Annotated in this window: 11 protein-coding genes and 2 pseudogenes; 7 read left to right on the top strand and 6 right to left on the bottom strand. The window is 57.3% G+C overall.

Annotated features, from left to right (window positions below):
- Positions 1-11 precede the first annotated feature (11 nt).
- The 4 genes from nagE to HMPREF3149_RS07355 all read right to left on the bottom strand — a co-directional run bounded on the left by nagE (position 12) and on the right by HMPREF3149_RS07355 (position 5,220).
- Entirely contained in the window at positions 12-2,159 is a 2,148-nt protein-coding gene (nagE, locus tag HMPREF3149_RS07370; protein WP_070537295.1) for an N-acetylglucosamine-specific PTS transporter subunit IIBC, read from the bottom strand.
- A 54-nt stretch (positions 2,160-2,213) separates the two neighbouring features.
- Positions 2,214-2,975 carry a glucosamine-6-phosphate deaminase gene (gene nagB, locus HMPREF3149_RS07365; protein WP_070537294.1) on the bottom strand — a complete coding sequence of 254 codons (762 nt, stop codon included), beginning with the start codon at positions 2,973-2,975 and terminating at the stop codon, positions 2,214-2,216.
- Positions 2,976-3,008: 33 nt separating this feature from the next.
- Entirely contained in the window at positions 3,009-4,166 is a 1,158-nt protein-coding gene (locus HMPREF3149_RS07360; protein WP_070537293.1) for an N-acetylglucosamine-6-phosphate deacetylase, read from the bottom strand.
- Between the two features lie 175 nt (positions 4,167-4,341).
- Entirely contained in the window at positions 4,342-5,220 is an 879-nt protein-coding gene (locus tag HMPREF3149_RS07355) for an alpha/beta hydrolase (RefSeq protein ID WP_070537292.1), read from the bottom strand.
- A gap of 232 nt (positions 5,221-5,452) precedes the next feature.
- Between HMPREF3149_RS07355 and HMPREF3149_RS07350 the strand changes: the two genes are divergently transcribed.
- The 6 genes from HMPREF3149_RS07350 (at position 5,453) to HMPREF3149_RS07325 (ending at position 12,198) form a co-directional block, all read left to right on the top strand.
- Positions 5,453-5,848, top strand: a complete 396-nt coding sequence (locus tag HMPREF3149_RS07350; protein WP_070537291.1) for a hypothetical protein — start codon at positions 5,453-5,455, stop codon at positions 5,846-5,848.
- Positions 5,849-7,087, top strand: a complete 1,239-nt coding sequence (locus HMPREF3149_RS07345) for an MFS transporter (RefSeq protein ID WP_070537290.1) — start codon at positions 5,849-5,851, stop codon at positions 7,085-7,087.
- A gap of 503 nt (positions 7,088-7,590) precedes the next feature.
- Positions 7,591-8,952 (top strand): MATE family efflux transporter, encoded by a 1,362-nt coding sequence (locus tag HMPREF3149_RS07340; protein ID WP_231732355.1) that lies wholly within the window; start codon positions 7,591-7,593, stop codon positions 8,950-8,952.
- A gap of 152 nt (positions 8,953-9,104) precedes the next feature.
- On the top strand, positions 9,105-10,262 hold the full coding sequence (locus HMPREF3149_RS07335) for an ABC transporter substrate-binding protein (protein WP_070497388.1): 1,158 nt from the start codon (positions 9,105-9,107) through the stop codon (positions 10,260-10,262).
- On the top strand, positions 10,259-11,383 hold the full coding sequence (locus HMPREF3149_RS07330) for a FecCD family ABC transporter permease (protein ID WP_080975109.1): 1,125 nt from the start codon (positions 10,259-10,261) through the stop codon (positions 11,381-11,383). The genes HMPREF3149_RS07335 and HMPREF3149_RS07330 overlap by 4 nt, the downstream gene beginning before the upstream one ends.
- Positions 11,383-12,198, top strand: a complete 816-nt coding sequence (locus tag HMPREF3149_RS07325; protein ID WP_049156256.1) for an ABC transporter ATP-binding protein — start codon at positions 11,383-11,385, stop codon at positions 12,196-12,198. The genes HMPREF3149_RS07330 and HMPREF3149_RS07325 overlap by 1 nt, the downstream gene beginning before the upstream one ends.
- A 28-nt stretch (positions 12,199-12,226) precedes the next feature.
- On the opposite strand, the pseudogene HMPREF3149_RS13380 reads toward HMPREF3149_RS07325, so the two are convergent.
- Positions 12,227-13,466 (bottom strand): annotated as a pseudogene (locus tag HMPREF3149_RS13380) (IS3 family transposase).
- Positions 13,467-13,622: 156 nt separating this feature from the next.
- Between HMPREF3149_RS13380 and HMPREF3149_RS07320 the strand changes: the two are divergent.
- On the top strand, positions 13,623-14,078 hold the full coding sequence (locus tag HMPREF3149_RS07320; RefSeq protein WP_070537289.1) for a DUF4442 domain-containing protein: 456 nt from the start codon (positions 13,623-13,625) through the stop codon (positions 14,076-14,078).
- Between the two features lie 374 nt (positions 14,079-14,452).
- On the opposite strand, the pseudogene HMPREF3149_RS07315 reads toward HMPREF3149_RS07320, so the two are convergent.
- Positions 14,453-14,678 (bottom strand): annotated as a pseudogene (locus HMPREF3149_RS07315) (IS256 family transposase); the annotation flags it as partial.

Raw genomic sequence — 14,678 nt, 5'->3', positions numbered from 1 at the left:
GCCGAATCAGGTTAGCTGCTGCGCATGATGGTTGCTGCGACCTCGCCTGGCAGGGCATGGCCCTCACGGGCGATGTCGATGCTGGCGACCTGCTTGGCCGTCGGGCACACCACCGGGGTGATGAGATTGACGCCGCGCTCGCGCAGCACCTTGGCATCCACCGCGATGATCGGCGTGCCGGCGCTTACGGTATCGCCCTTCTTGGCCAGGGCCGTGAATCCTTCGCCCTTGAGCTCCACGGTGTCGATGCCGATGTGAATAAGCAGGTCGACGCCGTCCTTGGTCTGCATGCCGAAGGCATGGCGCGTCTTGAAGACCATGGTGATGGTTCCGTCTACCGGGGCGCAGACGTCGAAGGCATCGACGGCATCAGGCATCACCGCAAAACCTTCGCCCACCATGCCCTGCGCAAAGGAAGCATCCGGCACCTGGGAGAGCTCGACGACGTCTCCGGCGAACGGGGAACGCACGCCAATACCTTCGGCCTCGACGTGGGAATTGCTAGAAGAAACGCTGCTGTTGCTGGCGCCCTCGGCGCTGGCAGGCACGCTGGCTCCAGTACCCACGGCGCCTGCACTAGCCAGGGCCGGGGAGCCGTGGCGCAGCTGGTGGCTGACCTCGTCATACATGAACTGCACCGCTGGGCCGACGATGACCTGGACATTCTTCTCCGAGGGGTGAATAACGCCGGAGACGGCCGCGCGCTTGATCAGGGAGTCGTCGACAAGCGCGCGCTCCTTCACACCGACGCGCAGGCGCGTGGTGCAGTAGTCCAGGGAGTCAATGTTGTCCTTGCCGCCGAGGCCCTCGATGATGTAGCCAGCATCGCGCGCGGTCTTGTCATCGCCGCTAACGGAATCCTCGGCGGACTCTTCGGCAGCATCGTCCTCACCGCGGCCCGGGGTCTTGAGATTAAGCCAGCCGATGAGGAAGTAGAAGATGACGAAGTAGAGGAAGAAGAAACCTACGCCCATCACCAGCAGCATGTACCACTTGTTGGCCAGCGGGTTCTGGGAGGAGAGCAGCATGTCGACGAACCCCGCGGAGAAGCCGAAGCCGGCGGTCCATTCCATAGCTGCGGCGATGAAGACGGAGAGACCCATGAGCAGCGCGTGCACCACGTAGAGCAGCGGGGCAACGAACATGAAGGAGAACTCCAGCGGCTCGGTCACACCAGTGAAGAAGGAGGCCAGAGCACCAGCGGCCATGAGCGAGCCGACGACCTTGCGCTTGCTCTTATCCGCGCGCAGGTACATGGCAAGAGCCGCGCCCGGAAGACCGAACATCATGATGGGGAAGAAGCCGGCCTGGTAGCGCCCAACAACACCCTCAACTGTGCACTGACCGTTGGCCCAGATGCCCGGGCAGTCAGCGGCGGAGGTAGCAGCAGCTGCTGCTTCGATGGTTTTCTGGCCACTTTGGAAATTGCCAATGTCATTGATTCCAATAACGTCGAACCAGAAGACGGAGTTCAGAGCATGGTGCAGGCCGGTTGGGATGAGCAGGCGGTTGGCCACGCCGTAGATACCAGCGCCCGCAGCACCCAGGCCTTGGATGGAGGCACCAAAGTTGAACAGTGCGTGGTAGATGAACGGCCACACGAAGTAGAGGATGCCGGAGACCACGATGGCGAAGATGGCGGTGAGAATCGGCACGAGGCGCCGTCCGGAGAAGAAGGCTAGGAAGTCCGGCAGCTTGGTGGCGTGGAAGCGGTTATAGACCCACGCCGCCATGATGCCGGCGAGGATGCCAAAGAGGACATTGCCGCCACCCACGGCGTTCCAGCCTTCGGCGGCCCACTCCAGGGCGGCGTCGCCAGTCAGCGCAGCGGGGTCTTCGATGCCGCGGTAACCGGCCACGGCGTCGGGGCCCAGCAGCTTCATGAAGGTGGCAAAGGCCAAGAATCCAGACAGGGCTGCGGCACCGTTGGAATCTTTGGCCAGGCCGAAGGAAATCGCGATGGCAAAGATCCAGCCCAGATTGGCCAGCACCGCATCACCGGAGCTGATCAGCAGCTGGGCAGCGAGGTTGTCGGCGCCAGCGGCGCTGGAAATCCAGTAGCCAACGCCACTGAGAATCGCCGCAACGGGCAATACCGCCACAGCACCCATGAGGGCTTTTCCGAGCCGCTGCAACGGCCCCATCACAGTGAATTTCATTAAGGGAGCGTCCTTTCGGGAAGGGAAGTTATGGAATGAGAAAATGACGTTTCGCTACAGATGGTTCTGATCCGCGAAGAGGTAGTACTCGCGGTCCTCCAAGCGCGCAGCAGCGGCTTCATCAACGATGACGGTCGCGTGCGGGTGCAGCTGCAACACCGAGCCGGGGCAGTGTGCTGAGAGCGGTCCCTCAACCATCGCATGCACCGCGTTGGCCTTGTTGCTGCCGGTGGCGATGAGGAGCAGGTGGCGGGCCTCACCGATAGTGCCCAAGCCCTGTGTGAGCGCGTGGCGCGGAACTTCTTCGACAGTGTCGAAGAAACGGGAGTTATCCTTCACAGTCTGCGGGTGCAGCGCCACCACGTGGGTGCGGGACGTCAGGGAGCTCGACGGCTCGTTGAAGCCAATGTGGCCATTCGCGCCAATGCCGAGCAATTGAATATCGACACCCCCGGCATTTCGGATGGCCTGGTCATAGGCGGCGCTGGCTGCCACGGGGTCGGCGGCGTTTCCTTCTGGGCTTTTGACCAGGGAGTCGTCAAAGTCGACATGACTGGTGAAGTCACGGCGGATGGTGGCGTAGTAAGACTGCTCGTGTTCAGGGTTAAGGCCAAGGTACTCGTCGAGAAGAAAAGCGCGGCTCCCAGCGAAGCTCACCTCGCCGCGCTCGTGGCGGGCGATGAGCTCCTTGTAGGTAGCCACCGGGGTAGAACCCGTGGCTAGGCCTAGGGTGGCGGAATTATTAGCGTAGCCTGCGAGGATATCGGCGGCCGCAGCGGCAACGTCCGCGGGGGTGGAGCGGATGAGGATGTCCATGAGGTGCCTTCCTAATGTGAGTGAGAGTCTTGTTTAAGGGTTTATGAATTCGGTGCCACCGACAATGACGCGCACCGGCTCCAGCTGGGCGTTAAGGCCCACGAGGTTGGCGCGCGCACCAACCGCGATTCGGCCTAGTTCTTTGCGCCCCACCACATCCGCGGCCGTGGTGGACGTAAAACGCACTGCCTCGCCGAGACCATGGCGCGCAGCAAAGCCGGCGAATTGCTGGGCCAAGGTGGACGTGCCACCCGCGATAGCACCGCTGGCCACGCGCGCTACTCCCCCGCTCACGGTGACGGGGAGGGAGCCCAGCTCATAAGCACCATCGGCCATGCCAGCCGCCGCCATGGCATCCGTCACCGCAAAGGCGCGGGGGTTGTAGGCCATGTCCACGGTGCCGTCGACAAGATGCACGCCATCGGCGATGAGCTCGACGGCCACGTCACCCGCCTTCGCCGCGGCAAGCAAGGCCGCCACCGGGCCCGGCGCGCGGTGATGGATGGAGGGCATGGCGTTAAATAGGTGCGTGCCGGTCACGGTGACGCCAAGCTCCTTGGCCTTGGCGATAACACTCAGCGTGGTGTCATAATCGGCCTCGGTATGCCCCAGGCTGGCGATGATGCCATGCTCCGCGCAGAGTTCGAGCAGCTTGTCGACGTTTTCCGTCTCCGGCGCAAAAGTAATAGAGCGAAGGTGCCCGCGGGCCGCGGCGATAACCGCGCGGAAGAAGTCCGGGTCACCGGGCACGATGCGGGACGGGTCCTGTGCGCCGCACTTGGCCGCGGCGATGAAAGGGCCTTCCATGTGGATGCCGGCGATCTCGTCCTCTTCGGCCAATTGGGCCAAAAGCTCGGCCCGGGCGCACAGTTCTTCTTGCGTACCGGAGACCATACTGGCCAGCAGCGTCGTCGTTCCCTGCGCGCGGTGGAAGCGGGCGGCGGCCAGGCACTGCCCGTAGTCACCGTTCGGGAATCCCCCACCGTTGCCGCCGTGGTTGTGCAGGTCCACGAAGCCGGGCACCCACAGCAACACCTCCGGGTCGCCAGAGTGCCATGCGGCCTCGGCTGCGGGGGCATCGCCAAGCGCTATGCCTTCAATGTCCTCCCCGAACGTGATGGTCCCGGCGCGCAGCTCGAAGTTTTCATCGATGTAGAGGCCTTCTACCTGGCCTGTCGCCTCTGTCTGCATGACTCGTTCACTTCTGCGTACAGGGCTGACATGTGACAGCCCGATTGATAATTCATTTGAAATTTATCAGGGCTGCCAGTTTTTGTGAACTACGCCTACTTCTGAGGGGTATGTGAGCGCAGGTTACTTTTAGCATGTTCGGTACACCACGCGGGATGGCGAAAGGCCCCAGGAACTACCAGCCGCGGGTATCCACTCGGTCCCAGAGCTCGTTGCTCGCCAGCTCACCAGCGCTCACTGATGAAGGGCCAGCAAACACTTTTCTCGCGTCAGGATCATCAGCAAGGATGTAGCGGAACCACGCGGTGGCATAACCGTCCCCGAACTCTAGGACATCCTTGTGGTCCGCACCCAAGCGACGGGCAATGACCGCCGGGCCACCCGCTGATTCAAAGCTCTCCTGCAGGTCTTCCCACGGGCTAACAAACCAGCGGTCCGAGCGGCCATCACTCGTCATCAGGAAAAGCGGTGACTTTACGTCGGCTGTGTTGTAGTCCCAGTCATTGGACTTTGCCACTTTATGGGAGGCCGGGCTCGCCGCATAAACAGCTGCTACCTCCGTGTGGGCCGCAGCGTTGATAGCGCCCGCACCGCCCTGTGAGTGCCCGAAAATACCGACCCGTGATCGGTCCACACGGGAATCCAGTTCCGGCAATCGCTCAATTAAATGCACGACGTTCTCTCCTGTACCGGTGTGGGGAGTCTCATCGCCGACAACCACGAAGCCCCAACTGGCCAAGTGTTCCGCCACGGGTAGGTAGCTGCTCAACGGCGTGTTCGTGCCGTTTGCCATGACCACCGCCGGAAATGGTCCCGCGCCTGTCGGCGCCGCAACAGTCACGTCGCCGTCGCGCTGCACGTCGACCTCGTGCGGCCCCTCGCCCGCAAACGACGCTTCCAGCGGGCCACCTGTCTCAGCGCTATATCCGGCAGCCACGCCGTCATCACCGGTGACGCTGTCTGCGTCTACCCACTGCATGAATCCAACAAACCCGACAAACGCCACCACAATCACGGCCACCACGGCAATCATGCCAATCACAAGCTTTTTCATGCTCTACATTTTGATGTTCAAAAGAGCGAAAGGCACTAGCGCTAGCACTACTTTTTCCTATACACAGTGCATGACCTGCCTCCGCTTGAAGTGGAGGCAGGCAGGTCTAGAGGTGTAGCAAAGTGACGCCACAAATCTTCAGAAAGATCGCTTCCTGCCCCAACCCCCTTGTAATGTGTTGCGCACATCACTATTCTATCTAATGTCATAGCCGTCACATCAAGGAGTAATCATGTTCATATTTGAAACACTTCCAGAAATCGTAACAGTAGGAGGTTCGACTCCGTCCAGAGTTCAAGGCCGGGAAGCGGTTGCTGAAAGCAAAGTTTCAATCCGACTCTCTGACACAGAATCCTTGGACAAGTGCCTTTATCAGCTCGAGGTGTCCGACGCTCGCCTGGCAGAAAGAGGTCCAAAAGTCCCAGGTCCATACGATTGGCAGTTCGTCATCAAGGAAGTTCTCGAAGATGGAAGCGCGGTTGTCCACTTCGGAGTCGCTTGGTACGACATGGGATTTTTCAAAGAAAAGAAGAGCGTATTTCAGGACGCTCGACATTCTAATATGTTCAGCTCAATGGGAGTGCACCAAGACGATATTTCAATTGAGCATTGGATAAAGTCAGCCTAAATGCATCCTCCAAGAAATAGTGGTGGCAAAGGGTTTTCATCTATCTACACCTTGACCGCCACATATTTTTTATTGTCAGTGTGCGGGTCAATGACCAGCCTCTCGATTTCACTCCACTTCGCCGAACTCAACAAGAGCGAACTGTTGGTGGCAAGCATCTTCATCTCGGGTACTTGCGCTCAAGTTTTTGCAGTCCCCTTTCTGGCCCCACTCTTTAACAAATTCAGCAGCTATCACATTGCGCTTGCTGCGCTTTTCTTGGATCTTCTGGGCTTGTTATCAATGGCAGCCTATCCAGAGCCTTTGATCCTCATTCTTGGAAACCTCGTCACCGCATGCTTAAGCGGCCTGTCAATTCCATCCATTTTCACCATCGCTGATTCACAGGTCGGCGAAGGTCAGCAGGCGAAAGCCTTCTCCCTCTTGGATACAGCCCGCCTTGGCGGCGGATTCCTTGGACCGCCTCTAGGCGGATTACTACTGGACCAAAGAAACCTGCAGACAGCGCTCTTTGTTGAAGCTTGCGCCGTTGGGGTCTCGCTGATGGCTTTTTATAGCTTTTATAAATCCTCACCCGAGAAAGCACTACTTCATCCAGAAACCCAAGAATCTTCACCGAGTTTTCTCCAAAAGGTCCTCGAAGCTCCTTCTCTTTTACTTAAGGATAGGAGTGCTCGGTCCGCGTTAACCAGCATTTGGGGAGCAATTATCTGCACCTCGATTTTCAACGTTTCGCTTGTCTTCTATGCGACAAAGACCCTCCACGTAAGCGGTACGTTATATGCCATCATTGCCCAAGCATTTATCGTGGGTCGCATCTTTGGCGCACGGCTTTCAGCTCGCCTTCACTCACAGAACGCCGAGAAGGTCCTGACCGGGGCAGGATTCGCCATGGGGTGCTTCATAGCTTTACCTGGATTATTTCCCTCACTGTGGCTCTGCATTCCATGCTTCCTCCTTGGTGGAGTCTGCAATGCCGCTCAGGTGGCCGCACTACGAATAGTCGTTGTCGGATCCGTACCTGATGAAGTGAAACCCAAAGCCCTTTCTACGATGGGTTCAATTAACAGCTCCGCAATGCTTATTGGATACATCATCGGGGCACCTGTTGTAAGTGCCATTGGCCCAGCTGCGGCCCTTGTCGTATCAGGGTTTGGCACCTCTATCCTCACTGCGGGGCCAACGCTGAAGACCACCATGTACGGCGCCTCCGGTAACCAAGACAACGACAGCAAATAGCATTTAATTCTGCAGTTAATCTACTTCGTCAGTTATCCGGAGATATAGCAAAAATGTAGTCTCTCCTATCCATCTTCACACTCCTTCCACCTGAAGTGTTTGAAGTGGAAATCTTCAATTATGGTAGCCTTACCTAAACTAGGTATAATCTTTATACTTTCCGAAGGGAGTCTCTGCCGCTGCAAACACCAGCCCTGAACGGGATTCGGTCTCAACCAACGGTGGTACCGCTGGGGCATCGGCCAGCACCAGCTGAATCCGCAGGGGCGAACCACTAATTTCCATGGTGCAGACGGCAGCGTCCGATTGCAACTTTGGTGCAGATGTATCGCAGCGCCATTCGCTTCAACGGCCTGGAGGCCGCAAATGAATCGGATGTGCTGCGTATCTACCGCTAGAAACCGCAGCACATTGGAGACCAGCCGCCAAAATGGGCGAGGTTTAGAAGATGAGAAGCGAGGGCCGAGACGAATGTTAGTCCGAAGTTGAAGGTGGCTGCGAGGTTGAAATCCATCCGGAAATATCGCGAAGTTCTGGGAATTTCCCTTCCCATCGCTGGAGTACAACTCGCCGGAGTTGCATTGACCACCACGGACGTATTGATGCTGCAGTCCGTGGGCGTACTGGCGATAGCCGGCGGCGGCCTAGCGATGCAGCTTTACAACCAGATCCGCACGATGTGCGTGGGCATGGTGACGGCCGGGGCAAATCTTGTGGCTGAAGCAGCAGCAAAAATGGAAAAAGAGAAAACCTCTTGTCAAAATTGCGAGGCGGGAGCAGAACAGATCCGGCGGGCTGTGCGCTCCTCCTTCGCGGTGGCCACTGGCACTGCAATTCTCGGCGCGTTACTGGTCATCGCCCTAGGCGGATTGGTCCTTGTTCTGCCCATCGACAAGCACGTTGCCCAACTCACCTTCGCCATGACCCTTGCGCTCGCACCCGGGTTAGTCCCGATGATGTGGCTCAACGTCCTGCGCCAATTCGCCGTGGGCATGCGAAAACCCGGCTCCCTGTTAACCATCACGCTGATATCGATATTTATAAATATCGCATTGAACTGGTTATTTATGACATGGGCAGCCTCGGATCACTGGAAGGTAGCGGGCATCGGGCTTTCTACAACTGTCATCCAACTGCTTACCTTCCTGGCCTTCCGGATTGTGGTACTGCGCATTCCCGAGCTACAGCCCTATTTCCACATCCTTCCGTGTAAAGGAGATGGGGAGACTATCTGCCGCCTCGTCCGCCTCGGGGTACCAGTCAGTCTGACCTATGGCTCGGAGGCTGCAATAACAACCATCGCCGGTTTAGTGATGGGGACCTTTAGCCCACAGATGCTAGCGGCGCACAATATTGTGAACCAACTGGCGTACATCGTTTACCAAGTGTGCATCGGCTTTTCTCACGGCGGCTCGGTGCTGATCACAAGGGCTCGGGCCGAGAGTGCCGACTCAGTGCGCGAGATTACCCGACGCATATTGTTCGTCGTGGTCACGTATCTGGGAATAATGGGCGCGCTGTGGCTTCTGTTGGGCAGGTGGGTACTGCATCCTTTCTTAAAAGAGGCAGATCCCACCACCTTTCACATTGCCGTCCTGCTCCTATGTCTCGCGGTACTGCAACAGTTCGCCAAAGGAATCCAAAACGTGGCAGTGGGCCTACTGAGAGGCCTGAAAGACACCACCTCAGGGCTACGCTGCACCCTCGTCGGGTACTGGCTGGTTGGCGTCCCCGGGATTCTGATATTTGGAAAGCTCCTCGGATGGGAAGGATATGGCGTCTGGTTAGGACTCATCATGGGTTTCGCAACCACGGCGGTACTGCTGCTACGCACATATTCCCGCCGACTGAATGAACTGACTTAACGGGAATGTTGGGGGGTAAAAGTTTCATCACCCATTGTAGATAAACAAAGGTATGGCTAACCTAATAGATCCACTTGGAAGAAAGGATTGCCTTGTCCCTCACGACAACTAGGGCTCGCGGTTTTAAAACCCCACGCGCCCCTCACCACCGAATGGCCCGCGTAGTCGCCTCAGCCGTCACCGCCACTGCCCTCCTTATGACCGCTGCCTGCAGCACTAACGATGAACAACAGACCGCAGATGACGGAGAAAAGCAACAGATCACCGACATTCTCGGGCGCGAAGTCGAGGTCCCGAAGAACGTCGATCGGGTCCTCATGGGCGGGCAACGGATGCTTTACACGACATCCATCCTCAACAAAGAAAACCCGCTCCAGGGCATCGTTGCCTGGCCAGATGACCTGGAGCAGAACGACCCTGGCACGTACAAGAAGTACGAACAGAAATTCTCAGAGATCGAAGATATTGAGCAAACTGGTGAAGTTTACGACGGCTCGATGTCCGTTGAGCAAGCTTTGAATTCCCGTCCAGATGTCTTCATTGTCTCCGCAAGCAGCTTCGAAGCCGCCCAGGATGCTGGCATCGTAGACGGTCTAGAAAAGGCCGGAATCCCCACGGTTACCGTCGATTACTTTACCGACCCGGTGAAGAACACCGCACCGAGCGTGCGCTTGCTCGGCAAGGTACTCGGCCACGAGAAGGAAGCGGAAGAGTATGCCGAGTTCTATGAGTCCAAGGTGAACATGGTTCAGGAGCGCCTAGAAAAAGCCAAGGCCACCCCCACACCGACCTTCCTCTGGCGAGCTCCCGGCTACTTCGACTGCTGCTCTACCTTCGCTAAGTCCAACCTAGCCCAAATTGTTAACGCAGCGGGTGGCGAAAACGTGGGCGACGATATGATCGACGCCAAGCAGGGGCAAGTCTCTCCCGAGGCGCTAGCTGAAAAAGACCCAGACGTCATCATCGCCACCGGCGCAGACTGGACCGGCGCCAAGCAGCAGCCAAAGAAGAATGGCTTTGTACCCCTGGGCTACGACGAGTCCACCGAACAGGCAGCCAAAGACTTCCAACGCGTTGTTGACGGGCAACCTGTCCTTAAGGAAATGCGGACGGTCAAGAACAAGCGGGCCTACGCTGCGTGGCATCACTTCTACGACTCCCCATACAACTACCTAGCCATCGAGTGGTTTGCCAAAGCCATGCACCCCGACCTGTTTTCCGATGTCGACCCGCAGGCCGATTTGGAAGAACTACATGAAAAATTCCTCCCTGTGGAGGCTAGCGGCACCTTCTGGACTGGTTTGCCATGAGCCACGGAGCACGAGCGCAATCAATTGCCACCGGAAGCGAGGTGGACGACCAAAACTCTACCCCGCAACGGCAACGCCCCCGGTCAAACTGGTACCGAACAGCTAGCAGGCGAAAGGTAGCGATCATCGCAGGGCTTACGGCCCTGCTATGCGTCACCATTGCCATAGATTTCCTCATCGGCAGCAGTTTGAACGCAAATGAGGCGCTCTACGTGCTCTTTCACCCCAGCGATTCCCGCCCAATTGACTGGCAGATCATCTTTGATATACGTCTGCCTATGACCGTCACAGCGGTGCTCATCGGTGGCACCCTCGCTGCTGCCGGCGCAGAGATGCAAACCATCTTGGATAACCCCTTGGCAGAGCCCTATACGCTGGGCATTTCCGCCGCTGCGAGCTTTGGCGCAGCCTTTGCCACCGTCTCAGGATTCACCGCGGCGGGAATCGGGGCAGCGCTGGGAATGGCGGGCAGTGCTTGGGTCTTCGCCCTCGCGGCCTGTGCGGTGATCGTCCTATTCTCTCGGTCAAAGAGCTCTGGTACCGAGGGAATGATTCTGCTGGGCATAGCCATCGTGTTCCTCTTCGATGCTCTACTAGCGCTAATGCAGTACCTCGCCTCGCAGACCCAATTAGAGCAGGTGGTTTTCTGGACCTTGGGCAGCCTTACGCGCGCTACGTGGCCTCAGATCGGCCTTCTCGCGGTCATCTCACTAATCGGAATTGCTTACTTCTACCGCAATGCGTGGACGCTGACCGCGTTTCGAATGGGCGACGACCGCGCTAGGTCCATGGGTATCAATATCCCAAAGCTGCGCACGTACACGCTGGTGGGAGTCTCCCTTATGGCGGCAACTGCCGTTTCGATGGCCGGGACAATTGGTTTCATCGGACTCGTCGGCCCACATATCGCCAGGATGCTCGTTGGTGAGGACCAACGCTTCTTCCTCACCACGTCCATCATCTCAGGTGCGCTTTTGCTGACCTCAGCCTCAGTGGTATCCAAGCTGATCCAGCCTGGGGCGATTCTGCCTGTCGGCATCATCACCGCGATTGTGGGCGTTCCCGTGTTCGTCGTCCTCATTGTTTTGCGACGCCGCCCCCGAACTGTCTCCTCAACCTAATGATCGCCTCTCCCAGTACTTCCTGCCCCAGAAAGGACCCCCTCGTGGAACAACCGCCCACGGTTCCGCCAGAACCCACACTCCGGGTAGATAACCTGTGCTTTTCCCATGGAGACGAACAGATACTGAATGACGTATGTCTCCCAAAGATCGAAGCTGGAACCGTCACCGCCCTCGTCGGCCCTAATGGCGCTGGTAAGTCGACTTTGCTGCGCTGCATGGCTAACCTATGCCGATTCAGCGGCGACGTCACTGGGCCCGAGGCAGTATATTTGCCACAGGATCCCCCGCCGGAAAGCACCCTTACCGTATTCGAATCGGTACTTCTGGCACTCCAGCATTCCCGGACGGGATTCAGCGGACTACGGGTAGCCACATCCACACAGGACCGAGTCAGCTCGGTCCTCACGCGGCTGGGGCTAGAAGACCTAGAATCCCGAACAATGTCCCAGCTCTCCGGCGGCCAGCGTCAATTAGTAAGCTTCGCCCAGGCCATCGTATGCCGGCCGCAGGCATTACTACTGGACGAGCCAACCAGCGCTCTTGACCTAAGAAATCAGCTCATCCTCATGGAGCATATTCGCGCCTATGCAGCTGAAGCACCCGCGGCGGTCGTGGTTTCGATGCACGATCTTTCACAAGCAGCGCGCTTCGCTCACCGCATTGCGGTACTCCACGCGGGCACTGTATACGCACACGGAGCAGCTAAGGACGTGTTAACCGCAAAAATGTTGCGTGAAGTCTACCGCGTAGATGGAAAAGTCACCCTTACTGATGACGGTTCTGCAGCAATCACCACATCCAGAGCCATATAAGGGGCTTGAAGTGCCCCGAGTTTTGTTCCTAGGCATGTTCCTTGATTTCTATTATTCCCTGTTGCGGGTTCTTCTTCCACAATTCGGTTTCCACCTCGGCTGGGGTTCGATATCCCAGGCTTTGGTGGAGCCTTACCTCGTTCCACCATGACACCCACTCGAACGTCGCGATTTCTACCTCGACAACATCATTCCACCTGCGAGTATGGATGAGCTCATTCTTGTAAGAGCCGTTAACGTTTTCAGCTAGAGCATTGTCATTTCAGTCACCGACGGTCCCAGTGGAAGCGGCAATCCCGTGCTGGGCGAGACGCTGGTTGTAGACAACGCTGACGTACTATAAGCCGTGATCCGAATGGTGAATAAGGCCTGTTGTTTCCTTCGCGCTCACAATCGCTTGGTTGAGTGCTTGCAGCGGTAATACCTCGGTGCGCATCGAGTCCGATAATGCCCATCCGACGATCCGCCGGGAGTAAACGTCAGTGACAAACGCGGTGTACACAAAACCCTTCTTCGTACGCACGTAGGTAATGTCGGCCACCCACAGCTTGTTTAAGGCCTTGGGCTTTGAACTCACGCTCGACCAAATCCGGGCGCAGATCCGGCCTGTTGAGGTGTACGGGTTGTGATTGGTGATCCGCCTGTGCCTGTGCCAGAAACACCAGCTAGGCGCATCAGCCGGGCGGTTTGCTCACGACCGATGTCGATTCCGTCACGGTCAAGCGCATGCCACATTGTCCGCACGCCGTAGACACCGTAATTATCCCGATGAATGGCACCAATGCGTTCAATCAGCACAGCGTCACGAAGGCGACGAGCACTTAAGCCCACGGGCTTTGGACTGGCGATAACCACGCGAGGTGATAAACCCACCAGCCCGGTTAATCTTCAACTCCGGTGCAGATGAACTCGACAGAGAAATGATTCCGGTATTTATCGATGAACCGGATCATTTCTTAACGTTTGGGGCCTGGTCGTGAGGCGAAAAAGCTGACGCAGCCTTCAGCAACTCGTTGGTATCTCGAAGCTCTTGATTTTCGCGGCGTAGCCTGGCATTTTCGGTAGCCAAATCTTCAGGAACAGGTTCTGGGATGTTTCCCGCACGACGAGCAGGCTTAAGTCCATAGACGAGCCGTGTGCCATGAAACCCCCAACTTTGAAGCTACTGCCTAGCACGCGGGATGCATCGACATGCTTTCCGCCAAGATGCGGTCCTCCACGAGACGGACCACACGGTCCTTTGCATCCTGGTCAAATTTTCTTGGCATGTTCCAGATTTTCCCATCTACTCAAACGGAACAAAACCTGGGACACTTCACATGACAACCGGCACACCACGGAACGAAACTATCCTCTATCCCGCAACGGTAGAGTTGACGCCATTTAACCCACCTGCCCCCACAAACTGACACGGAGCTATCCTCATGGCCCACTTTTCTGCACGTCAGCTCAAGCGCTTCATGGGCTTCTGGCCGCCCTTCTTAGGCGCTGGCATCAAGATCCAAGAATTCGCTGATGATGGCACACGCGTCGTGGTCAGCCACAAGCCGAACATGTTGACCAAGAATGCGATGGGCGTGGCCTTCGGTGGCACGCTCTCCGCCATGACGGATCCGTTCTTCATGCTCGCCTCCATGCACCGTCTGGGCAAGGAGTACCGCATCTGGGATGCCGCTGGTGAGGTTAAGTACCTCAAACCCGGCCGCAGCACGGTCACCGCCGATATGCGTATCCCCGAGGAGACCTACGCGCTCATCAAGGAGAAGACGGCCAACGGCGAGAAGTACCTGCATTGGTTCGACGTGGACATCCTTGATGAGGAAGGCGATGTCGTCGCCCATGTGCGCCGCCAGGTGTACTACCGGCGCAAGCAGAAATAAGCAGCGAGTGCGAAAGCCTGCGCGTCGTCGCAGATGCTGGGGTTACCGGAGTATGTCCCAAAAATTCTGGCGCCGAGTTTGCCTGGTAGTTTGATTCCATTTTGTCCACACCGGGAAGTTATGTGTTGTGGAAGGCCTCGCGCCCGATTATGCTTGAGACACAACGTCAACCCGAGAAGGATAAAGCTGGGTTCCCGAATGGGAGTAGGGCTTCGGCCTGAGAATTCCTTTGCTCCGAGGGTTGGCGTTTTTACTTTGCTTTCGCCTTGACCTGCAAGGCATCAATACACGGACAATCTGGGCCGATTTAGTGGCTTAAGGGACATTTCGTGTGGATTTGCGGCGTGTCGCGTTAAGGGACATTTCGTGTGGATTTAGGCGCGTCCGGCCCAGCCTTTTCTTATGCCTAAGCTGGGGTTCCATTCGTTGTCGATGCCGGTGTCGAATGTGGCAGGTCGCCCGTCTGGGTGGCCGCGTCGTTTAAGTTCTTCTTTCGCCCAGGCCTTGCGTGCTGCTTTTTCTCCTTGGCGTCCGAAGTCTTGTTGCTTGGCTAACTCCAGTGGCGCTACCGGGTCTTCGGTGTGGGTGTAGAGCCACCAG

This window comes from Corynebacterium sp. HMSC05E07, from assembly GCF_001807225.1.
GTDB classification, from domain to species: domain Bacteria; phylum Actinomycetota; class Actinomycetes; order Mycobacteriales; family Mycobacteriaceae; genus Corynebacterium; species Corynebacterium singulare.
This window is presented reverse-complemented; position numbering and strand designations above follow the sequence as displayed.